Origin of the sequence: Pseudoalteromonas sp. BZK2 (genome assembly GCF_014349195.1) — a bacterium.
Classification (GTDB): Bacteria; Pseudomonadota; Gammaproteobacteria; order Enterobacterales; family Alteromonadaceae; genus Pseudoalteromonas; species Pseudoalteromonas simplex.
Map to the genome: position 1 here is coordinate 13,824 of NZ_JACSOG010000038.1, position 23,636 is coordinate 37,459.

Consider the following 23,636-nt stretch of genomic DNA (forward strand, 5'->3'; position numbering starts at 1 on the left):
ATTTGTTATAGCTTTATCAAATCTATCCAGATCGAAGGGGTAGTTTTGAGATATGAAGTATTTTTCAATTTTTTTGATTTTAATTTCGCTTGTCGGCTGTAAGTCTACACAAAGCACTGTCGAATATACTGACCCTGGGTTTTATCTTGAACCCGTTTTAAAACTGAAAGTTGTTCCAACTTTCTCAAACCCTGTAATATATGAGGTTACAAGTGTAAGACCTTATCAGCTATTAACTAAAGTTTATGAAGGGTCTGGTGGCTATAATTGGAAAGGGATTAAGTCAGAGAAGTGTGTTGAGTTAACTGAAAGTGAGTATTCAAGCTTATTATTAATGCTTGAAAAAGCATTGGAGTTTCCAAAAGATAAAACGCGAGGTGTGGATGGAGACACTTGGATGCTGGAAAGTTCATTGTATCAATATACCGCTGTAGCTTTTTGGGAGCCTGAAGTTCAAATCGGTGAGCGAGGGCTTGGTAGTTTTGTAAAGTTAAAAGAATTTCTTGCGCATCTAAGTAGTAAAAACTAAGTTAAATACTAATAGTTACATGTTTAATATAGTTAAAGTGTAGTGGCCTTTCTTAGACATAACTTTTCGCGCGAAATAAATTTTACGCCTACATTAAAGTATTGCACCCTAACAACAGATGAGCGCAATCGGCTGATAGCTCTCTATAGTGTTGGGTTTCGCTGCGCTCAAACCAACCTACCTTAAAGTTTTGTACTACAAAAAAAGCGCAAGCAGTTTAACTGGTTGCGCTTTTTTATTTATTCGGTATACCAACGATTAGTGAAGAATACGTGCTCTGATAGTCCCTTCAACTGCACTTAGCTCTTTAAGAGCGACTTCAGATTGGTCTGTATCTACATCAATTACTACGTAACCAATTGATTCATCAGTTTGTAAGTACTGGGCTGCGATATTAATGCCGTGCTGTGCAAACGCTTGGTTAATTTGCGTTAGAACACCTGGGCGGTTGTGGTGTACGTGTAATAAGCGGCTGCGGTTTGCAAGTTCAGGCAGTGATACTTCAGGGAAGTTAACCGCCGTAATGGTTGAACCATTATCTGAGTACTTAGCAAGTTTGCCCGCTACTTCAATACCGATATTTTCTTGTGCTTCTTGTGTTGAACCACCAATATGCGGAGTCAAAATCACGTTATCGAACTCGCGTAGCGGTGATACGAACTCTTCATCATTTGATTTTGGTTCTACAGGGAACACGTCGATTGCAGCGCCGCTCAGCTTTTTATCACGAAGTGATTCTGCTAGAGCGTCAATATCAACAACAGTGCCGCGAGAAGCATTGATCAAGATGGCGCCTTGCTTCATTACTTCAAGCTCTGCCATACCAATTAGGTTCTTCGTTTGTGGTGTTTCTGGTACGTGTAAGCTAATAACGTCAGCACGTTGTAGTAACTGAGTTAGGTTATGAACTTGCGTTGCATTACCCAGTGTTAGCTTGTCTTCGATATCGTAAAACTCAACGTTCATGCCGATATTTTCAGCCATGATACCTAGCTGTGTACCAATGTGGCCGTAACCAATAATACCTAAGGTTTTACCACGTGCTTCAAATGAGCCGTTGGCTGATTTTAACCAACCTCCGCGGTGCGCTAGGGCATTACGTTCTGGAATACCACGAAGTAATAATAAGATTTCACCAAGCACTAATTCTGCAACAGAGCGGGTGTTTGAGAATGGTGCGTTAAATACCGCAATACCACGCTCACGAGCACCTTGCAGGTCAACTTGGTTAGTACCGATACAGAAGCAGCCGATTGCGACTAGCTTTTCAGCTGCTTCTAATACCGCTTCATTAATATGAGTGCGAGAACGAAGGCCTACAAAGTGCACATCTTTAATGCGCTCAATGAGCTCGTCTTCAGGTAAGGATGTTTTTACGTAATCAATATTACTGTAGCCATTACGCTTAAGCGTTTCTACAGCACTTTGGTGCACGCCTTCCAGCAAGAGAATTTTAATTTTGTCTTTTGCTAACGATACCTTACTCATATCCTCATTCCTATTTACTTTATTTGCGGCCCGTTTTTGGTGCCGATAATGACTTTATCTGCACCGCGATGGGCAAATAAGCCGTTTGTTACTACACCAACAATCTGGTTGATTGTTAGTTCTAATTCTTTGGCGTTGCTGATATCTAAATTGTGCACGTCTAAAATGACGTTACCGTTATCTGTTACAACACCTTCACGGTAAACGGGGTCACCGCCTAGTTTTACTAGTTCACGCGCTACATAGCTGCGTGCCATTGGAATCACTTCAACCGGTAGTGGAAATGCGCCTAATGTTGTAACTTCTTTAGATTCATCAACAATACAAACAAATTGTTTTGCTACCGCTGAAACGATTTTCTCGCGTGTCAGGGCTGCACCACCGCCTTTGATCATCTCATTGTGTGGGTTGATTTCGTCTGCGCCATCAACATACACATCAAGGCTTGATACATCGTTTAGTTCGAATACTTCAATACCCAGTGCTTTTAACTTTTCAGTAGAAGCCTCAGAGCTTGAAACCGCACCAGTAATGGTGTCTTTTATTGTATCAAGTGCATCAATAAAGTGATTCACTGTAGAGCCTGTACCTACACCAACAATGGTATTTTCATTTACAAACTCTAGGGCTGCCCAGGCAGCGGCTTTTTTTAATTCATCTTGCGTCATAATTATGTGCTCAGTTAGCTGTCAGAGAGGGCCTATAGTATACAAACAGTTTGCTTACCATTGGTAGATTTTCTCTGGGGTTATAATGTGTTTTAACGGTACATCCCACGATTCAATTGGCAATGCTGAAACATGCTGACATTGATGGGCAAGGCCTATCAAAATCGGTTTTTGCCAGTTTTCTTGGTAATACCGAGCCAACGTTTTGTCATAAAACCCACCGCCCATTCCTAAACGGTTACCTTGATCATCAAATGCCACTAATGGCATAAGTAAAATATCAAGCTTATCTAAAGGACATATTTGACTGCAATTTAACTTGGGCTCCAAGATACCATAGCGGTTTGCAGTCATGGGTGAATTTTTTTCATACCTCTGAAAGTATAATGTTGTGCCATTGAAAGGGTGGATTATAGGCAGATATAAATGCTGCTCTTTCTTCCATAATTCTTTAATTAACAATGAGGTGTCTAATTCTCCATCATTGCTAAAATAAATGCCGATATGGGCATTTTTAGGTGTTTTTAGTGATTTTAAGTGTTGAGTAAAATTCACTTTTAGCGCAATAGCTGCATTTTTTTGTTGTTCAACAGTCAGTGAATTGCGCTTTTTTCGAATAGATTGTCTGATTTCTGCTCGTGTGTTGCTCATGTCAATATTAGTGTTAACTTTCTAAAAATGAGAAAAGTTCAGGAAAAAGCTCCACTACACCCAAAATGATCAATAGCACAATGACCATGGCAATAAGCGAATAGAGTAGGGTGTTTGAGCGTTTTTTAACGGGCTCTGTTAATTCGTCTTCAAGTAGCAAGTCATCTTCTTGCCAGCTATCGTCACTATCAGCAACGCTGTTATTTTCAAGCTCAGGTAAACGTTGCTCTAAGTCATCAAGTTTTTCTTCTAGGCGAATAAGGCTACTGGTGATGTAATCGAGGGCATCAAAAATACGTTCTTCACGCTCTTTGGTCTGTGCATCTGTATTGCTTGATTGGTTGCTGGTGGCTGCTTGGTTTATCGGTTGGAGCTTGGCTTTAATGCCAACACTTGCGAGTAATTTTGCTTGTTTTAGTGCTTTATCTTGCTCGCTTGGTGCAAATAATGGCTTATGCTCAAACAGGGTTGCAACTTTGTCTGTTGTTGTTTTTAGTTTTGCAGCTAATTGTTCTGTTGCTTGTGCTTGGTCGACACCGGCTTCAAGCCCTGCAAACATTACGCGAAATTTTTCTGCCATTTGCTGATTATCCAAATCCTTAAATCAATGACTTGAGTATATACCCAAAAAGATTAGTGGAAAAACAAAAGCCCGTATAAAACGGGCTTTTTCTATTATGGATTTGCAAATACGCTGTTTAGTATTTTGCTGCTTTGCCTTCGGCTGGTAGTGATTTCAGGATGAAATCACGTAAGTCGTTATTTGATGACTCTAAATCAGCATGACGTAAATACATCATGTGACCACTGCGATAGCCTTTAAAGCTTAAGCGATCTTTCATTTTGCCACTAGGATCTAACTGCCACATTGTGTATTTAGCATCAAAGTAGTTTGTTGCACCGTCGTAGTAGCCAGATTGAATCATCACGTTTAAGTATGGGTTTTGTGCCATTGCTAAACGTAAGTTTTCACCTGTGTTGTTGCCTGAGCGATCCCAAGGGTGAACATTACCAAATAGGTTATATTTGATATCGGTTTTGTAGTTAAGCTCTTCACGTAGGTAATAGTTAATCGCTGGCGTGAATGAGTGTAACCATGAAGTAAGCTCAGCCCAGTAATCAGGTGACTCACCTGCATCACGTTTGTCGATACCTAAATAGCGAGAATCTAAACGGCCTACAGTTTGGCCGCGCTCGCGCAATAGCTCTTTCCAGAAGAAGTTATTTGGGATATCAAGGTTATTTTGCTCAACAAACTTTTCAGATAAACCTGCGTATTTTGCCGCTTGCTTGATAATGGCACGCTTTTCATCAGCAGGTAAGAAACCACCTTTAGCAATTGCAGGTAAGAACTTATTCACGGTGAACTGTTCAACTTCAGGGAGTAACTCGTCTAAGTCTTTTGCTTGTAAGTCTGCGCTAAGTGCTTTGTGGTACCAAGCGGTTGCAGCAAAGTAAGGTAGGCGGTTAGCAGCTTCTACAGGGCCTTCTCGCTTAATACCAATCTCAGTTGGTGATACTAAAATAACACCGTTGATGTACATCCATTGGCGATTTTGTAATTCGTGAGCAAGGCCTGATACACGAGTCGTACCATAGCTCTCACCAATTAAAAATTTAGGTGAGCGCCAGCGCTCGTTGCGAGAAACAAAGGTATTTAGCCACTCTGCTAAGTATTTGATGTCAGCGTTAACACCAAAGAACATTTTTTGTTGATCTGATTTACTTGGTAGCTCACCTTTTTCGTTTTCAAGAACACGTGAATAACCGGTGTTAACAGGGTTGATATAAACAATATCAGCCACGTCTAAAATTGAGTAAGGATTATCTTTTACGCCATAAGGTTGAACAGGGTAGCCTTCGTCATCAATTTTTAATACACGCGGTCCAGTATAGGCAAGGTGCATCCATACTGACGCAGAACCTGGGCCACCATTGAACGAAAAGACTAAAGGGCGTTTTGTTCTATCGTCTACTTTGTCGCGGGTATAATAAGTATATTGTAGCGTTGCAACCGCATCGCCTTGCTCATTCCAAACTGGTTGTGTCCCTGTGGTTGCGGTATATGAAAAGCGCTCACCATTAATGCGGGCTTTGTGTTCTGTCACCACTTTACTGTCAACGTCAATACGACGTCCATTATCAGCAAAGCTTGGAGTACTGAAGGCCAGTGTTAATGCTGTCACTGACAAGCCAATAAAACTAACAAGTTTCATGTTGATTCCTTATTATTCGAATTGCAGCTATTAAAAAGTAAAGCCAAGTCGATGACAAACTAATGAGACTAGTCACCAATATTAGCTGTTAAATAAAAGAAGAAATGCAGGGTGAGTTACAAAAAAGTGCACTTTTTAGTAAAGATAGCTTGGTTAAATATTTAGCTAGATTAAAAAATGGCGTATATTGAGCAAGTTTATAAATGGTATACCCAAACCACCTCAAGATGCAGAATTCAGCGTTTCACAGGTGCTTAATATCAAGGCGTTACTTTGCAACAATGGCAGTCCCTTTTAAAAAGTAACAACGATGAGAGTAAGTGCCTGTGTAACGCCCAAAGGGTTGGTTTAAAAGCGATTTATACTGCGTTATTGATTTTAACAATAGAACCACTATTACTTGCAATCAATGCCTTGTTTAAATCGCTTTTAATTCCAACTGAAACTCGCACCTTGAGGTGGTTTGGGTATATACACGAGCTTAAGAAAGAGAAGTTGCAATGCAAAGAGTGTTAGTTGTAGAAGACAGTAAAGTAGTACAGCAAGTGTTACGGCATTTAGCAGCTCACTACCTTGATGTAGCTGTTGACTTTGCGTGGTCCTTAAAAGAGGGCGTAAACTATATCGCTAAGCATGACTACACATTAGCTTTGGTTGATTTAACATTACCTGATGCGATGAACGGCGAAGTGGCCAGATATACCCTCTCAAAAGATATTCCTACCGTGGTGCTAACATCTAAAATTGATGAATACATTCGTCAGCAAATGTTAGAACTAGGTGTGGTTGATTACGTAGTTAAAGACAACCGTGATTCATATCACTACGCGATTAAACTTGTTGCGCAATTGCTTAGAAATCATGGTTGTAAAGCGTTAGTGGCTGATGATTCGGTGTTAAGTCGTACTTTGATGAAGCAAATGCTTGAAAAGCAGCTTTTCAAAGTAAGTGATGCGCAAGATGGTGAGCAAGCACTACAAATGCTTAAAGACGACCCAGAAATTAAGTTATTGCTAACGGATTATGCGATGCCAACAATGGACGGCTTTGAGCTTGTTAAAGCGGTACGTAACTTTCGTGGCCGCGATGACCTAGCAATAATTGGCCTATCAGGTGCGGGTAAGCATGGTTTATCTGCGCGGTTCATAAAATATGGAGCTAATGACTTTTTAACTAAGCCATTTATGAACGAAGAGTTTCATTGCCGTGTGATGCAAACTATGGAGCAGTTGTCATTAATAGCCGATATAAAAGAAAGTGCATACCGCGATCATCTAACTGGTTTGCATAATCGACGTTATTTTTATCAATATGCTGAAAGAGTATTAAAAAATGTAGAGCAAGATAACGTGCTTGCCCTGCTTGATATCGACTTTTTTAAGAATATCAATGATCAGTTTGGTCACGAGGCGGGTGATCAGGCATTAAAGCAAGTAGCTTCATTTTTGAAAAGAAAGTTTGATGATTTTACAGTTGCTCGTATTGGTGGTGAAGAGTTCGCTGTAGTATTAAACAATATGGATCTCGAAAAGGCTCAGCCTAAGCTAAATACGTTTCGTGAACAGTTAGCTGAGCACGCCTTTTCAATTAATGGTGAACCTTACTCACTAACGATGAGTATTGGTATAACAAAATTCCATAAAGTATCCCTCACAGCTGCAATGCGCACCGCAGATAAAGCCCTTTATCAAGCCAAGCAGCAATCGCGAAATTGCTTAGTTCAACTATAGTTGTGTTAATTGCACCAGCGCAGGTTAATTGTTAAAAAAATGCACCATTAGGGTGCATTTTTTTTGTTCAAAAACGCAGTTTTGTTTTTAACTTGTTGAAAGGATTAAATAAAAAATAGTGGCATAAAGGTTGGATTGTATAAGTCAACAGGATAACAATAAGCGTCCGAAGGGGGCCACTATGAAAATGATTAGTGCAATAATAAAGCCATTCAAACTTGATGATGTGCGTGAAGCATTGGCTGATTTAGGCATTGAGGGGATGACAGTTGTCGACGTTAAAGGCTTTGGCCGTCAACGTGGTCATACTGAGCTATATCGTGGAGCTGAATACCAAGTCGATTTTATTCCAAAGATCAAACTTGAAATTGCAACTCGTAGCGAAAATTGTCAACGCGTTGTTGAAACCATCACAAAAATTGCTTCAACAGGCAAAATTGGTGACGGCAAAATTTTTGTTTACGACTTAGACCAAATCGTTCGTATCCGTACGGGCGAACTTGATGAAGAAGCAATTTAAGGGGGAATTATGGAAAACACTATCGTAGAGTTGAAGTTCTCACTCGACACTTTTTACTTTTTGATGTCGGGTGTTTTAGTAATGTGGATGGCGGCTGGTTTCGCTATGCTTGAAGCAGGTTTAGTTCGTGCAAAAAATACTACAGAAATTCTAACTAAAAACGTTGCACTATTTTCTATTGCTTGCACTATGTTTTTATTAGTGGGTTACAACATCATGTATGTTGATAACGCAGAAGGTGGTTTCATCCCTTCATTTGGCGCATTAATCGGCACGCAAGCTGCTGATGCTGATCACTCTTTAGAGTCTGATTTCTTCTTCCAAGTTGTGTTTGTAGCAACAGCTATGTCAATCGTATCTGGCGCGGTTGCTGAGCGTATGAAGTTATGGGCATTCTTAATTTTTACTGTTATTTTAACCGGTTTCATCTACCCAATCGAAGGTTACTGGACTTGGGGCGCGGGCTTTTTATCAGAAATGGGCTTTGTTGACTTCGCTGGTTCTGCAATCGTTCACGGTGCAGGTGCTGCGGCAGCGCTAGCAGGTGTGCTTTTCTTAGGTGCGCGTAAAGGTAAATACGGTAAAAATGGTGAAATCTACCCAATTCCTGGTTCTAACTTACCGTTAGCAACATTGGGTACATTAATTCTTTGGATGGGTTGGTTCGGCTTCAACGGTGGTTCGCAACTACTTGTTTCTGATGCTGAAAACGCAACAGCAGTTGGCAAAATCTTTTTAAACACTAACGCAGCAGCAGCGTGTGGCGCAATCGCAGCACTATTTGTATGTAAAGTGTTATGGGGTAAAGCTGACTTAACAATGGTTCTAAATGGTGCATTAGCAGGTCTAGTAACTATTACTGCTGAGCCAGCATCACCAACACCATTACTTGCTTGTTTACTTGGTCTATTAGGTGGCTCACTGGTTGTATTTAGCATCGTTGCACTTGATAAAGCGAAAATCGACGACCCTGTAGGTGCTATCTCTGTACACGGTGTGTGTGGTGCATTAGGTATTATGCTAGTGCCACTTTCAAACTCTGATGCAACCTTTGTTAATCAATTAATTGGCTTAGTATGTATCTTAGGATTTGTATTCATCGCGTCATCAATCGTATGGGCAATCCTGAAAAATACCATGGGTATCCGTGTTACCGAAGAAGAAGAACTAAACGGTATGGATCAACATGACTGTGGTATTGATGCTTACCCTGAGTTTGTTTCAGTTCGCAGTAACTAATCTTAGTGCGTGCAATAGCACGCACATAAAAATATCATTGTGTGTTCAAATCGAAGCTCTACTTAGGTAGGGCTTTTTTGCGTTTAAATAAGTCTTTTCTGATAGGCGAAATAGTCGTTTTTTGACTATGCTTTTAATTCCGAATTAATAAGGAAAAACGATGGATAACAAACTCTTGCTTATAATTATTTCGCTGTTTTTACCGCCTGTAGCGGTATTTTTGAAAGCGGGTGCTGGTAAAGACTTAGTAATTAACATTATTTTATGTTTTATCTTTTTTATACCTGCAGTGATCCACTCTCTTTGGTTGTGTACACGCTAGTCGAGTTTAAGTGACTGTTAATTTTACAGGTGTTAATATTGCGCTGTTTAGGGCTTAATCCTGTAAAATTAACTGACCAATAGCGAACTCAATGGCTGATAAAAAAACTCCTGCAAAAAAGTCGTCTAGCAAACCGAAGGCGGCATCAAAAAAAACTACTACTAAGCGCTCACGCACATCTCAAGTGCCTGCTAAAACAAGTTTATTTAGAAAACTTTGGTCAATTTTTTGGAAGCTTTCACTCGCAGTAATAGTTGCCATGGTGCTGTATCTAATTTATTTAGATGCAAAAATCACTCGCCAATTTGAAGGCAATAAATGGCAGTTACCTGCACAAGTATATGCCCGCGCAATGAGCTTTTATCCCGGACAGTATTTGTCTCAGCAAGAGGTTATTTGGGAGTTAAACCGTTTAAATTACTCATCTGTGAATAAACTAAGCCGTACAGGTCAGTATGTTAAATCAGCAAACAGTATTAAAGTGTACCGTCGCGAGTTTGAGTTTTATGATGGCCTTGAAGATGCACACGTTATTGAGCTGCGTTTTTCAGGGCAGAAATTAGCAACTATCAAAGATAAGTTTGGCCGCCGTTTAAACAATGCTCGATTAGAGCCGGTTCAAATAGCTCGCATTGGTAATGATTCAAAACAAGATCGCGAGTTTGTGCCGCTAGATAAATTTCCGCCGATGCTAAAAGATACCTTGCTGGTGGTTGAAGATCGCAATTTCTATCAACACCATGGCGTATCTGTGTGGTCAATTATGCGCGCTTTATACAGCAATATTAAAGCCGGACGTACAGTGCAAGGGGGCAGTACTTTAACCCAGCAATTAGCAAAGAATATATACCTTACCCGTGAGCGTTCACTGGTGCGTAAGTTTAATGAAGCGCTTATTGCCTTGATATTAGATTACCGCTACAGCAAAGATGAAATATTAGAAGCCTACCTGAATGAGGTGTATTTAGGTCAGTCTTATAATCAAGGCGTGCATGGTATGGGCCTTGCCGCTGAGTTTTATTTTTCAAAGCCTGTGGATGAGCTTGAATACGACCAAATCGCGCTTTTAGTGGCTATGGTGAAAGGTCCATCGTATTACAACCCACGTCGTTATAGTGAGCGCGCAATGGAGCGCCGTGATTTAGTGCTGCGCTTAATGGTTGAAAACAAGCTAATTGATACCCGTGAATATCGTGCAGCATTAAAGCGCCCTATTGATATTGCACCAATGAAAGACAGCTTGCAAAAGTCGTATCCGGGTTACTTAGAATTAGTTAACCGAGAATTAAAGCGCCTACTACCTGATCAGCAGGTGTTAGATGCTGGGGTGCGTGTATTCACTTATTTTGACTTACAAAAGCAAACGGCCATGGAAGAGTCGGTTGAGGCAAGTCTTCCTTATCTAGAAAGACGCCCTAAAACAGAAGAGCTTGAGGCAGCGATGATTTCTGTTAATGTCGAAAAAGGTGGAGTGTCGGCGCTAGTTGCAGGTCGTGACGTACGTTATTTTGGTTTTAACCGTGTGCTTGATACCAAACGTAATATTGGCTCATTAGTTAAGCCAGCAGTTTATTTATCGGCATTTGAAAGTGGTCAGTTTAATGTTGCCACGTTGGTGGATGACTCACCGCTGCAAGTGACTAATGAGCAGGGTAAAGTGTGGCAACCTGAGAACTTCGACAAGCAGTTCCGCGGCCCTATGCCTCTTTATAAAGCATTTAGTAACAGTATTAATATCCCAGCCGTTAACACGGGTCTTGATGTCGGTGTAGATAAAGTCGCTGATACCTTGAAGCGTTTAGGTGTAGAAGGGCGTATTGATCAATATCCGTCGTTACTTTTAGGTGCACTTGAGCTTTCTAGTTTTGAAGTAGCGCAGCTTTATACAACGCTTGCTGCTGATGGTCAGTACCGTGAATTAACGTCTATCTCAGCCCTTACAGACTCAGTAGGTAAAGTGCTTTACAAGCATGATGTCAGCTCACAAAAACGCTTTGATGACGCATCAATCTACATGACGAAATATGCAATGAAGCGCGTGACTAAAGATGGCACGGCTAAACGCCTAAATGCACATTTCCCATCAATTCAGCTTGCTGGTAAAACAGGCACTAGTAATGATTTACGCGATAGCTGGTTTGCTGGTTTTGATCAAAACACCGTTACTGTTGCATGGATTGGTCGCGACGATAACAAGAGCACGGGTCTGACAGGCAGTGTTGGCGCACTAGAGGCCTACATTCGCTACCTTAAACCACTCAACCCTGAAGCCATAGCGGATACTCGTCCTGCATCAATCCGTTGGGCCTTTATTAATGAAGAAACTGGTCTGCAAGCGCCTCCGGGTTGCGGCAAAGTGGTGCAGCTACCCATACGTGCAAGCGAGTTTGAGCCTAGACCTAATTGTCAGCGCTAAACTTGGCCATTGAATCATTTAGCTCAACACAGAGTTGAGCTAAATTTTGTACGCTATTCATTGCCATAAGTGCGCTTTTCTCTGTGTCTCTGGCAAGTTCACTGACATCTTCAGCGTGGTGTAAAGCGTTTTGAATTGCAGTGCCTTGCTGATTGACTTGAACTGCTATTTGCTTTCCTTGCATGCCAATATCAGACATTGATGCTGCGACAGCTAATAAATTATTTTTAGTGTGCTCTGCACTTTGTGAACCTTGTTCCATCTTCTCTACGCTTGCTTGCATTTTATCTTGTGTTAGCTTTGTTGCGGATTGAAGTGAATTAATAATCTGGTGGATCTCATGCGTTTGTTGTTGAGTGCGTTTTGCAAGAGTTCTTACTTCATCTGCAACAACCGCAAAGCCTCGGCCTTGTTCACCAGCTCTAGCTGCTTCAATCGCAGCATTCAAAGCTAGTAGGTTGGTTTGCTCGGCAATTTCATTTATACCATTACTCACGCTACTAATCGCTTGGCTGTCTTTAGCAAGTAACTCTAAGGCAGCAAGACCCTCGTTGAACTCTTGTTGTAAATGACTCATGTGCGTGGCTAAATGTGCGCTTTCATCAGCACCTTTTTGTACTTTTTTGGCTGCAGATGAAGCTAAATCAACGGCTTGAGAGGCAGACACCTCGACATGTTCGGCAGCTTGGCTCATTTCTGATAAAGCTTGGCTAATAGTTGACACACTTTGTTGCTGAACTTGTACATCTTGACTGGTTTTTTCAGAGTGACTCGTCACTGTATCTGTGGTTGTTATTACACTGTTCGTAGTGTGCTTGACTTCATTTACCATCAAAGAAAATGATGCCAATACATGATTAAATTCTTTTCCTATTGAGGTTAACTCATCTTTACCTGTTAACTTTAAACGCGCAGAGATATTACCTTGCGCGGCACTGTTAGCGGTTTCTGAAAAAAGCTTTAGCGTATCAACTACTAAACGATAAAATCCAAGCATCAAGTAACTGGCTATTATTAAAGATAATAGAGCAGCAGCGATAACAAGGTACAAAATGAATTGTTCATTGTTTAGCTTATAACTAATGATACTCGTAAGGGCAGGCTCAGTGTCAGCAATGTACTCATCTATACTTTGGTTTAGATTCGCTTTAAGGCTCAAAAATTGTGCTTTGCTTAATTCTATCGTATCAGGCTCCAACAGCCTTTGGTTAACTTGTTGCGAGAACTGAGATATGTTTTCTAGTAATGTTTCAGCACTTGGAGATAGTTGCTCTTTTATTTTATGGTCTTGTTGGAAGGCGATGGATAACGCATCTTTAAATTGCCCAGATAACTGGGGCATCGCTTTAATTTGGTTTGATAAAGCAATAAAGCTTTCTGGCGTAAACTTACCTTGATTTAATACTTTTTCAGCACTTTGGTAGGTGCTATTAAGATGGTAAATCAAGTTAGGCAAATGGGTGACTAAAGTACGATTTAAGTAATTAATAGTGAGGTTTTGACTAACAGCTAATTGCGACTCAATTGATACTGTTTCAAGTATGTTTTCTTCACTCGATGCATTGTGAGCATAACCTAAAGTTTGGGCGGAATTCAGCATGGCTTGTTGCTTGTTATCGACAAGATACGATAACAGCAAGCGGTAACTACTGATGCCTTTGTATTGTTGTTTTGAAACTTGGATATTTTCATTTAACAGACTTATTAGAAAAAATAAGCTCAGACACAGAGGAAAAACTAATAAACTAAACAATAAAGTAATTTTATGTTTGTACTTAAGTTGTGCCATTAAATTAACAGCAGGTGTTATGAGTCTATTCACAGTTTTCTCGCTAAACAATACTAGTATAAAAAGAATAGACCGAAAAATAAGATATTTTCATTCAAATAAAAAAAGCCCTCACACTTTCATGTGAGGGCTTTTTCAAAATAATAGCTTTTTACAGCTTCGCGAATGCGCGCTCTGCGGCTGCAATGGTGTCGTTGATCTCTTTTTCAGAGTGTTCAGCGCACACAAAGCCTGCTTCAAACGCCGAAGGAGCGAGATAAACACCTTCTTCTAGCATTAAGTGGAAGAACTTTTTGAAGCGTTCTAAATCACACTCAGTCGCTTGTTGGTAGCTAGTTACTTTTTCTTTATCAGTAAAGAAGAAACCGTACATACCACCTGCGTAGTTTGTTGTAAGTGCAATACCTGCTTTTTTCGCAGCGGCTTCAAAGCCTTCACAAATTGCTTTGCTCTTTGCTTCAAGCTCGTCGTGCAGGCCGTCAGCACTTAAAAGTTCTAAAGATTTTAAACCGGCAGCCATGGCAATTGGGTTACCTGATAATGTGCCCGCTTGATAAACTGGACCAACAGGTGCGATGTAATCCATGATTTCTTTCTTACCGCCAAATGCACCCACAGGCATACCGCCACCGATCACTTTACCTAAACAGGTTAGGTCTGGTTTGATGTTGTAGTAAGCTTGTGCGCCACCTAAAGCAACACGGAAACCTGTCATTACTTCATCAAAAATAAGCACAGATTTGTATTCATCACACACCTCACGCAGACCTTCTAAGAAGCCTGGTACAGGTGGAATACAGTTCATGTTGCCAGCAACTGGCTCAACGATGATACAAGCGATGTCGTCAGCATATTTTGCGAAAATTGCTTTTACTTCATCAAGGTTATTAAACGACACAGTTAATGTGTGCTTAGCAAAGTCTTCAGGAATACCTGGTGAGTTTGGTACACCCATAGTCAGTGCGCCTGAGCCTGCTTTTACTAGTAGTGAGTCTGCATGACCGTGGTAACAGCCTTCAAACTTTAAGATTTTGTCACGGCCAGTGAAACCACGTGCTAAGCGAATTGCACTCATTGTTGCCTCAGTACCTGAGCTTACCATACGTACTTTTTCGATTGATGGTACTAGCTCTTTTACTTTTTCGGCCATTAAGATTTCAGTTTCGGTTGGCGCACCATAGCTTAAGCCATTTTCTACGGCTTCTAATACCGCTTGCTTAATAGCTGGGTGGTTATGGCCCATGATCATGGGTCCCCATGAACCAACGTAATCGATATAACGGTTACCATCAGCATCAAAGGTAAAAGGGCCTTCAGCTTTAGTGATGAATAAAGGAGTACCGCCAACGCCATTGAAGGCACGAACTGGTGAGTTAACACCGCCTGGGATTGATTCTTGCGCGCGATTAAAAAGATCTTGGCTAATTGTCATGAATAGTCCTATTGGGTTGTCACGTTAAATGAGTTGGTTTGCGAGGGCTCAAAGAGCCCAAAACGAAGCAAGTTAGCTATTACGTTTACGGCTAAACCAAGGCACGTCGACTTCATATTGCTCAACTTTGTCGGCAACATCTAAGGTTAGAGCAAACAACGCCATGCGAATTAACACGCCATTTTGCACTTGGCGGAAAATTGCTAGGTTGTCGTTGCTATTTAAATCGTTATCTAGCTCGTTTGCCTCTAAACGGCTGTCACGAGGGAGTGGGTGCATCAATACTGAGTTTGGCTTACAGTGTGCGTTGTAAATTGCTTGGCTGATACGGAAACCACCACGGTATTTGTTAGCTTCTTCTTGTGAAGGGAAGCGTTCTTCTTGGATACGGGTTTGATACACAATATCGGCCGCCAAGTTGCCTTCCATCTTATCGACTACTTGAATTTTATGACCTGCGTTATCTACAGCATCTAAAATGTAGTCTGGCATTTGTAAGCCATCAGGTGCCACCATAGAGAACTTAACGTCTTTATAATGACAAAGTAATTTAGATAAAGAGTGCACAGTACGGCCATATTTTAAATCACCTACTAGGGCAATGTGCATACCGTCGATGCTTTGGTTGAAGCGACCTAGTTCACGCTCAATTGTTAGTAAGTCCAGTAGGGCTTGTGTTGGGTGCTCATTTGGGCCGTCACCGCCATTAATCACTGGCACGTCACACCCAGTGGCAAACTCAGCAACAGATCCTGCGTCAGGGTGGCGCATTGCGACTGCATCTGCATACGCTGAGATAACGCGAGCGGTATCATACAAAGATTCACCTTTTGCAAGCGCCGAGCTTTGCATACCCGTTGTTTCACGAACCAAACCACCTAGTAAGTTAAATGCTGTACCAAAACTTACGCGAGTACGCGTGCTTGGTTCAAAGAACAAGTTCGCTAAAATTGCGCCCTCTAAAACATTGGTGCGCTTTTGCTTTTTAGCATAAGGCTCCATTTTCTTAGCAACTGCAAAAATACGTTCAATACAATCTCGATCAAGCTGATTGACCGACAGGATATTTTCACCTTGGAAACTTAGCATGGGGTTTGTTCCTAATCATATTTATAGGGCGCTGGCACTCGGTATGGGAGGCCGCATAAATTTGCGCAGTACTATAGCAAATTTTTAACGTTCACAGCAGCAAATTATAAGTTAGGTTTAATAATTGCCAGTGCCACTATAGCTAAAAGGATGAGTACCGGAACTTCATTAAAAATACGGTAAAAGCGATCGCTACGAGTATTGCGATCATGCTTAAAGTCAGCCAGTAATTTAAAGCAATAGCCATGATATATATAAAGGATAATTACTAACACCAGTTTGTAGTGCAGCCACATGCTGTATCTAAACCAATCACGACCATATTCAAAAATGGTCAGTAAGCCAAATACCAATGTTAAAACGGCAAACGGCGTCACAAAAAACAGTAAGCGGCGTTCCATTACTTTCAGCATTGAGTTACAGGCTTTTTCTTCACTCATTGCGTGGTAAACAAAAAGACGTGGCAGGTAAAAAATACCGGCAAACCAAGCAATCATAAAAAATACGTGGAAGGTTTTATAAACTAATAGCGCAGTCATTTAAGCATCCATTTTAATTGTTATAACAAACTATTGCGTATGGTAAGAATATGTCTGATTTGGTCCCAACGCAAAAGGCCCATAATCTGTTGGTTATCAAGTAGGTTGTAAATATACACCGCACCGCTGCGTTTATCTTTTAGTAAGTCAAAAGCATCGGCTAATGTTGCTTGGCTACTAAGGCCGGCAAGGCTGACATATTTGATGTTACTTTCTTGGTCAGACATCAAACTTAAATCATATTCAGCAAGACGATAGCCATTCTCTTCATCATGAACAATCAGCGGGGTTTGGCTATCAAGGGCATCGAGCGATTCTTTAATTTGTTGTTTGTCGTCACTGTAAAGCAGTTTGAACTGCTCATCCATTTCATCCATCACGCCTACTTTTTGTAATGCTTCTGTGGCAGGCGATATTTGATACTCAAGCCCTTGGAAGTCAAGTTGCTGCATAAAAATAGAGCGGTTACCAAAAAACTGTAATGCTGTGACATAAGCCGTTGAGATCACCAACATGGCTGGCACAATGATCTCGGGGCTTGAGGTTAACTCCATAACCGTAGTGAGTGCAGCAAGTGGTGCGTGTAATGTAGCGGCCAATAACCCAGCCATGCCAAGCATGCTGTAGGTACCTGTGATATCTACTCCTGGGCTAATAAACTGCGCAAAGAAGGCCATTAAGGTGCCCATTAATACCCCAAGCCCAATAACAGGGCCGATGATCCCACCTGGAATACCTAAACCAATGGCAAATAAGGTGGCGAGTAATTTGGCAATCAAGATGGTTGTTAAAAACTGCACATCATCTGGTGATTCAATAGCAATAGTGATGGCGCTCATACCTGAACCCATTGCATGAGGAACCATATAAGCAATTAACCCTGCAATTAACCCTGCCAGTAATAGGCGAGGAAACATGCTAAGCGGTTTAAAAGTGCGGATTATAAGCATCAAGTTTTGGTTAAACGCATAGGCAACAGCCCCTAGTGCCATACCAAAAATGATTAAAAATGGGTAATGCCAGCCACTCAATGGGTTCATGGTGATAAGCGCAAGCTCTGAAGCATCACCAAATACAAACTGAGTGGCTAAAGCACCAGTAACCGCAGCGAGCATAATGGGCACAAAAATATGCACTTTATATTCCCTAAGCACCACCTCCATAACAAAGATAACGGCTGCAAGTGGGGTGTTAAATGAGGCTGCAATTCCGGCTGCAACGCCACAACCGGTGAGGGTACGCATTGCATTGTGTGGAAGGTGTAGTTTATCGGCCAGTAAACTGGCACCTGTTGCACCCATATGCACTGACGGGCCTTCTCGGCCCACCGAAAAACCACTGATCAAGGCTAAAGCACCACCAACAAATTGGTTAACCGTGTTATAGAGTGGCATATGACCGTAGTATTTTTTTATTCGATGAATGACAAATGGAATACCAAGTCGATAATGTTTAAATCCAGTTGAAGCTGCAAAAAGGGCAATTAATAAGGCTGCGCCGACTGGTAATAAAACACGTTCAAGAGTAGGAAGCGTAGAAAAGTCATCAGGCTTTTCTAAGAATAAGCTTTGGAAAAACATGATTGTAAGGCGAAAGAATATGATCAGCACTGCCGCAATTAACCCTGCACTCACACCAAGTAAGCACAATTGCACAGATGTTTTAGGCTTTGCTAGTCGACGTCTTAGTCTCTCAAGCCACACGCATATTTCCTCACAGCACTTTTGAGCCGCAGTTTACCAAATCAAACTCACTAAGTCGTTGGCATTTTATATTTTTATCTTCTTTTTGGGAAAATCGAGCAGATTATAATGTTTAATGACTGAGCCAAGGTTATGGTTGCATACTTATCACTGTCATAGGTGAGTTATGTTTTTGCTTGTACATGCGCTCATCAGCTTTATTTAATAAGTCGTCAAGTGATTTTGCATCATCAGGATATAAAGCATAACCAACACTTGCGCCTACATTTAAATAACCCACCTCAGATGCAATTGGCGTTGATATTGAGTTAATAAAACGTGTTAGAGCTCGCTCAATCTGATTTTGATTTTCTATATCAGTAATGACTATGACAAATTCATCACCCCCAATGCGTGCAACACAATCTGTTTTTCGGGCTGTTTCAAGTAACCGTTTAGCAATTTCAACAAGCACGAAATCACCAACTAAATGACCATGGGTGTCATTGATGGGCTTAAATTTGTCAAGGTCAAAGTATAAACAACCAACCTTACCACCTGTGCGTTCAACACGGTCAAACTCATGATTAATAAACTTACTTAAAGCGCTTCTATTTGCAAGACCGGTAAGATGATCTGTTTGTGCCAACATTCGTATCTGTTGCTCAGCCAAAACCCGCTTGGTAATATCAAAATTGACGCCGATCATCCGTTTTCCGTAGATTCTTCCGTCGGCATTGATATAGCGAGTTCTGCCAGAAGATAAAACGATACGAAACTCAGCATGAAATTCTTCATTGTTTAGTATCGAAAGCTTGAGCTTATTTGTAACGTCCTCATAATCATCTGGGTGTAAGGTGCTCGCCCATGTTGAGTAATTGCCTTTAAAAGATGTTTTTGGAATTTCGAACAAGGTATGCATCCAGTCATCCCAGATTAATTCATTGGTTTCAAAGTTCCACTCCCAAATTCCAATGTGTGCTGCATCTGCAGCCATTGACATCCGTTGATGTAAGTTCTCAAGATCTGTTTTTGCTTGTTTTAATTCAGTAACATCTTCAGATACATCCAGTAAGTAGCGAGCTTTTCCTTGAGCGTCTCTAATTGCGAGCTTTCTGGTTCGAAGATAATGCGTTCGACCATTTATGGTCATAGGCTTCTCAGTTACAAAAAGTGTTTCGTTACTTTTTAGTACATCCCTATCTGTTTGAATAAAATTCACGGCGTCCTCATCGCTAAAAATATCAAAGTCATTTAAGCCAATGAGTTGCTCTTTAGTTTTACCTAAAAGTTGCTCACCTGCTTTATTGACATGGCTAAATGTTAGATACTCGGCCTCTTTTACGAACAGCATAATAGGTAAGTTATCGAAAATTGTTTGTGTAAACGCTTCTTGGTTTTGAATGTCGCTTAGGTCTTTAATAGTTGCAACGTAAGAGCCTGCTTCTTTTTTGCCAATGGAGCTAATTGTGAGAGTGATAGGAAAGTAGCATTTATCTTTACGTAACCCCTTTAATAGGCGGCTCTTATTTGTACTCACGTTTTCTTTTTTTTGCTGTGGGTCGCAGAATATCTCATCTAACTGCGATGATTGTTTTGGGATTAAAGTGTGGATATGTTTACCGATTAGGTGGGTTGGTTCATAGCCAAAAACAGGAAGAACTGCTGGGTTAGCGAATTCAATTACTCCTACATTATTAAAGCTAATAACGACATCTTGAACTGTATTCAGCACGGCTTCAAGTTTGGCTGATAGTAAACTTCGTGCTCTAAGTTCGACAATTCCTAATACGAACAGACTTAGGGCTAATAAGACGGATATAATTAATTTTGCAAGCGCAGCGTTATCATGGCCAGATGTATAAATGGTATAATCAGTCTCAAATACAGTCATTGAAATCATACCAATGTAGTGCATGCTTGAAATAGCACTCCCCATAATGACTGCAACGAGAATGTTTATACGTGTTTGGTTTACCTCACGCTCATTTCTAAAATCATTAATCCATAGTGCAATGCCAGAAAGAACAATTGCGACTAAAATCGATAATGAAAATAACCAAGGTTCATAGGCCATGTGGGCTGGCATCATCATTGCCATCATGCCAATAAAGTGCATACAACCAATACCAGCCCCCATAAGTACACTTCGAAAAACTAGCCCTTTGCCACGCCCAATAGTGGGGGAAAGAACAATATAACTTGCAAAAACGCTTGGCAAAATAGAGATCAAAGTGACCGTGATGTTGTATTCAACAGCGATAGGAAGTTTATAGGCGAGCATACCTACAAAATGCATACCCCAGATACCAATACCTAAAAAGCACGATGCTAACAAAGTCCATACAAGGCTTTCATTTCTTAATTGAGAGCTTTTTATTTTTGCTGATAGTAAAAATGAAATGTAAGAAGCAAAGACCGCAGTAAGTACGGATAAGCAAACGAGTAAACTATCGTACTGCGCAGGGATTGTTTGCGAGCTAGTTAAGCTTGGACTAATGAAATGCAGCTTTAAATGATCTATCACTGTGATGGTCCCTCATCGCATAACTTTTACATGGGTAAAAAGTACTACAATTAAATGTTAGTTCAATGCGAATATGTTAGCCAATCCTATACTAAAATATTTTCAATGGGAGGCGATACTTGATTAAAATACTCGGGTATTAGATAATTGCGACCATTATAGGTTTTGAGGGTTTTGGTATGTCAGATGAGTTGCCAATCAAGTTCAGCGATGCAGCAGCTGTTCGCGTTAAACAGTTAATCGAGGAAGAAGAAAATCCTGATCTAAAGCTACGTGTATACGTTACAGGTGGTGGTTGCTCAGGTTTCCAATATGGTTTTACTTTTGATGAAAAAGCTAACCCTGGCGATTTAGAAATTGTTAAAAATGGTGTAACGCTAGTTGTTGACCCTATGAGTATTCAATACCTAGTTGATGGTACCGTTGATTACACAGAAGGCCTTGAAGGGGCTCGCTTTTTTGTGAATAACCCGAACGCAACTACAACCTGTGGTTGCGGAGCCAGCTTCAGCGTTTAATTATTTATGAAAGCCACTTGATGTGGCTTTTTTATTGCTTTAACTTCTCATAATATCCTGCCTCTGCTAAATTTTACGCATTATTAGAAGGAATTTTGCGTTGCCAAATATAACTACAACAATAGAAAAGAAACCCTATATTTTAGCTATCGCCATTGTTTTGGTGATTATATTGTGGATGCTATCCGGCGATAGCAAAGCAGATCAAAACGCGCAGCAAAGTAAAGAACAAGCCCAAGAGCGCTTGCCTAAAGTGCAGGTGATGTCATTAGTTGCTAAGAAAATAAATAAAAACCTGACCTTTTACGGTAAATCAGAGCCTGACAAAATCGCAAATATTAGCGCTAGGCAAGCAGGACAAGTACTCGAAATCTTGGTTGAAGAAGGTCAGTTTGTAAAACAAGAACAGGTTATTTTACGCCTCGATAAGTCTGATTTAGCCGCCCAAATTACATCAGCAGAAGCCTTAGTGGCACAGTATCAAACTGAATACGAAGGCGCCCTTAAGCTAAATCAGCAAGGTTTACAGAACAAAGTATTAACCATGCAAGCGCAAGCTATGTTGCAACAGGCTAAAGCAACCTTAGTTAGCCTTGAATTAAAACTAGAGCGCACTGAAGTACGCGCTGCTTTTGATGGCGTTATTAACAAACGTTTAGTCGAAATAGGTGATTATGTTGGCATAGGCGACCCTATTTTACAGCTCGCTGATTTAGACCCGTTAATTGTTAGAGCCGATGCGACTCAAAAAGAAGTGCAAGGCTTAGAAGTCGGGCAAGCTACTTTTGCTCATGTTTTAAATGACAAAACCTATCCTGGTCGTATTCGTTATATTGCATCTGTTGCTGATGACAGCACCAATACATTTCGCATCGAAGCGGCGTTTGAAAACCCAGGAATGAAATACAAAGCAGGTTTTTCGACTCAGCTAAATATTGAGTTGCCAACTGAGCCTGCAATGTTATTAAGCCCGGCTTTTATGGCCCTTGATGATCAAGGTAATATCGGCGTAAAAGTCGTGAATGACGATAATATTGTTGAGTTTAAATCGGTGAATCTGGCTAAAAGTACCGAGCAGGGGGTTTGGCTATGGGGTTTAGGCGAACAAGCGAATGTCATTACCCTTGGTCAAGGTTTTGTGCGTGCCGGTGATAAAGTTGAGCCAGTGTTTACTGAAACTACGAGCAACTAAGTATGAAAAACTTAATCGAAGCGTCGTTGACTCACACGCGTACAGTTTTATCTATTTTCATCTTGTTGCTGATCTCGGGCTGGGTGACATATCAAACCATCCCTAAAGAAGCGAATCCTGATGTCACCATTCCTTTTATCTATGTGTCGATTATTCATGACGGTATTTCCCCTGAAGATGCTGAGCGGCTATTAGTTAGGCCAATGGAGATTGAGCTCCGCTCGATTGAAGGCGTAAAAGAAATGTCGGCGGTGGCAAGTGAAGGGCATGCCTCTGTGACCCTTGAATTTATCGCGGGTATGGATCCCAAAGAAGCCTTAGCGGATGTGCGAGATAAAGTCAGCTTAGCTAAGGCGAAACTGCCTTCTGAATCAGAAGAACCAGAAGTTCATGAAATTTTGATGGAAGACGAGCAACCGACTATTACATTAACCTTATCCGGTGATGCGCCAGAGCGAGGTTTGTTAACCCTTGCTCGTAACCTTAAAGATGAACTAGAAAGCATTTCTAGCGTATTAGAAGTTGATGTAGGTGGTGATCGCGAGGACATGGTCGAAATTGAGGTCGATCCACTGGCGATGATTTCTTATGGCTTAGAACCGAGTGACATCATTCAACTGCTATCAAATAACAACCGCTTAGTTGCTGCCGGTACACTTGATACTGGTAAAGGACGCTTTGCTGTAAAAATCCCATCCGTGTTTGAGACGATTCAGGATGTCATGGAGCAACCCGTGAAAGTCGTTGGCGATAGGGTGGTACGTTTTATGGACGTAGCAAAAATTCGTCGAGCGTATAAAGACCCAACCTCAATCGCACGTATTAATGGCCGCCATGCGGTTTCGCTGGAAGTAAAAAAACGTGCTGGTGAAAATATTATTGATACGGTCGAACAAGTGAAGCAAGTGGTCAATGAGGCCAAGAAAATATGGCCTGATCATATACGCGTTGATTACACCGGCGACATGTCAAAAGACGTAAAGATGATGCTTTCTGATCTGCAAAATAATGTGCTGTCTGCCGTATTATTGGTGGTTATCGTTATTGTGGCGGTACTTTGGTCGCGCACGGCATTTTTTTTTGGTATTG

The 23,636-nt window shown here is 41.0% G+C and carries 20 protein-coding genes; 9 read left to right on the forward strand and 11 right to left on the reverse strand.

Annotated features, from left to right (window positions below):
* Positions 1-52 precede the first annotated feature (52 nt).
* Entirely contained in the window at positions 53-529 is a 477-nt protein-coding gene (locus BIZ38_RS18300) for a hypothetical protein (protein ID WP_187490953.1), read from the forward strand.
* Between the two features lie 258 nt (positions 530-787).
* Here the strand turns inward: BIZ38_RS18300 and serA are convergent, their stop codons facing one another.
* The 5 genes from serA to BIZ38_RS18325 all read right to left on the reverse strand — a co-directional run bounded on the left by serA (position 788) and on the right by BIZ38_RS18325 (position 5,552).
* The gene (serA, locus tag BIZ38_RS18305) at positions 788-2,017 is read right to left on the reverse strand and encodes a phosphoglycerate dehydrogenase (protein WP_054554254.1); all 1,230 of its coding nucleotides are present in this window, start codon (positions 2,015-2,017) and stop codon (positions 788-790) included.
* 14 nt (positions 2,018-2,031) lie between these two features.
* Positions 2,032-2,685, reverse strand: coding sequence for a ribose-5-phosphate isomerase RpiA (gene rpiA, locus BIZ38_RS18310; RefSeq protein WP_187490954.1), 654 nt, complete (start codon positions 2,683-2,685; stop codon positions 2,032-2,034).
* 54 nt (positions 2,686-2,739) lie between these two features.
* Positions 2,740-3,336 carry a 5-formyltetrahydrofolate cyclo-ligase gene (locus BIZ38_RS18315; RefSeq protein WP_187490955.1) on the reverse strand — a complete coding sequence of 199 codons (597 nt, stop codon included), beginning with the start codon at positions 3,334-3,336 and terminating at the stop codon, positions 2,740-2,742.
* Positions 3,337-3,349: 13 nt separating this feature from the next.
* On the reverse strand, positions 3,350-3,916 hold the full coding sequence (locus tag BIZ38_RS18320) for a hypothetical protein (RefSeq protein ID WP_054554257.1): 567 nt from the start codon (positions 3,914-3,916) through the stop codon (positions 3,350-3,352).
* A 118-nt stretch (positions 3,917-4,034) separates the two neighbouring features.
* Positions 4,035-5,552 (reverse strand): S10 family peptidase, encoded by a 1,518-nt coding sequence (locus BIZ38_RS18325; RefSeq protein WP_187490956.1) that lies wholly within the window; start codon positions 5,550-5,552, stop codon positions 4,035-4,037.
* 500 nt (positions 5,553-6,052) lie between these two features.
* On the opposite strand from BIZ38_RS18325, the gene BIZ38_RS18330 reads away from it, so the two are divergent.
* The 5 genes from BIZ38_RS18330 to mrcB all read left to right on the forward strand — a co-directional run bounded on the left by BIZ38_RS18330 (position 6,053) and on the right by mrcB (position 11,779).
* Positions 6,053-7,282: a diguanylate cyclase domain-containing protein gene (locus BIZ38_RS18330; protein ID WP_054554259.1), complete on the forward strand. Its 1,230-nt coding sequence runs from the start codon at positions 6,053-6,055 to the stop codon at positions 7,280-7,282.
* A 181-nt stretch (positions 7,283-7,463) separates the two neighbouring features.
* The gene (locus BIZ38_RS18335) at positions 7,464-7,802 is read left to right on the forward strand and encodes a P-II family nitrogen regulator (protein ID WP_054554260.1); all 339 of its coding nucleotides are present in this window, start codon (positions 7,464-7,466) and stop codon (positions 7,800-7,802) included.
* 9 nt (positions 7,803-7,811) lie between these two features.
* Positions 7,812-9,041, forward strand: coding sequence for an ammonium transporter (locus BIZ38_RS18340; RefSeq protein WP_054554261.1), 1,230 nt, complete (start codon positions 7,812-7,814; stop codon positions 9,039-9,041).
* 160 nt (positions 9,042-9,201) lie between these two features.
* Positions 9,202-9,363 (forward strand): YqaE/Pmp3 family membrane protein, encoded by a 162-nt coding sequence (locus BIZ38_RS18345; protein ID WP_082401591.1) that lies wholly within the window; start codon positions 9,202-9,204, stop codon positions 9,361-9,363.
* Positions 9,364-9,454: 91 nt separating this feature from the next.
* Positions 9,455-11,779, forward strand: coding sequence for a penicillin-binding protein 1B (gene mrcB, locus BIZ38_RS18350; protein WP_187490957.1), 2,325 nt, complete (start codon positions 9,455-9,457; stop codon positions 11,777-11,779).
* On the opposite strand, the gene BIZ38_RS21985 is transcribed toward mrcB, so the two are convergent.
* From BIZ38_RS21985 to BIZ38_RS18380, 6 genes are all read right to left on the reverse strand, one after another.
* The gene (locus BIZ38_RS21985) at positions 11,763-13,601 is read right to left on the reverse strand and encodes a methyl-accepting chemotaxis protein (protein WP_187490958.1); all 1,839 of its coding nucleotides are present in this window, start codon (positions 13,599-13,601) and stop codon (positions 11,763-11,765) included. The genes mrcB and BIZ38_RS21985 overlap by 17 nt on opposite strands.
* Positions 13,602-13,719: 118 nt before the next feature.
* On the reverse strand, positions 13,720-15,000 hold the full coding sequence (gene hemL, locus BIZ38_RS18360; RefSeq protein WP_138601779.1) for a glutamate-1-semialdehyde 2,1-aminomutase: 1,281 nt from the start codon (positions 14,998-15,000) through the stop codon (positions 13,720-13,722).
* Between the two features lie 72 nt (positions 15,001-15,072).
* Entirely contained in the window at positions 15,073-16,089 is a 1,017-nt protein-coding gene (locus BIZ38_RS18365; protein ID WP_054554265.1) for an aspartate carbamoyltransferase, read from the reverse strand.
* Positions 16,090-16,193: 104 nt separating this feature from the next.
* Positions 16,194-16,628: a CopD family protein gene (locus tag BIZ38_RS18370; protein WP_054554266.1), complete on the reverse strand. Its 435-nt coding sequence runs from the start codon at positions 16,626-16,628 to the stop codon at positions 16,194-16,196.
* Between the two features lie 20 nt (positions 16,629-16,648).
* Positions 16,649-18,331: a chloride channel protein gene (locus BIZ38_RS18375; RefSeq protein WP_138601775.1), complete on the reverse strand. Its 1,683-nt coding sequence runs from the start codon at positions 18,329-18,331 to the stop codon at positions 16,649-16,651.
* A gap of 130 nt (positions 18,332-18,461) precedes the next feature.
* On the reverse strand, positions 18,462-20,837 hold the full coding sequence (locus tag BIZ38_RS18380) for a diguanylate cyclase domain-containing protein (protein WP_187490959.1): 2,376 nt from the start codon (positions 20,835-20,837) through the stop codon (positions 18,462-18,464).
* Between the two features lie 179 nt (positions 20,838-21,016).
* Here BIZ38_RS18380 and erpA point away from each other — a divergent pair, with 179 nt between their 5' ends.
* The 3 genes from erpA to BIZ38_RS18395 all read left to right on the forward strand — a co-directional run.
* Positions 21,017-21,355, forward strand: coding sequence for an iron-sulfur cluster insertion protein ErpA (gene erpA / locus BIZ38_RS18385; RefSeq protein ID WP_036966451.1), 339 nt, complete (start codon positions 21,017-21,019; stop codon positions 21,353-21,355).
* A gap of 100 nt (positions 21,356-21,455) precedes the next feature.
* Complete coding sequence (locus BIZ38_RS18390) at positions 21,456-22,547, forward strand: efflux RND transporter periplasmic adaptor subunit (RefSeq protein WP_262387626.1); 1,092 nt, start codon at positions 21,456-21,458, stop codon at positions 22,545-22,547.
* Between the two features lie 2 nt (positions 22,548-22,549).
* Positions 22,550-23,636, forward strand: a 1,087-nt coding sequence (locus BIZ38_RS18395; RefSeq protein ID WP_187490960.1) for an efflux RND transporter permease subunit, incomplete at its 3' end; no start/stop codon positions are given.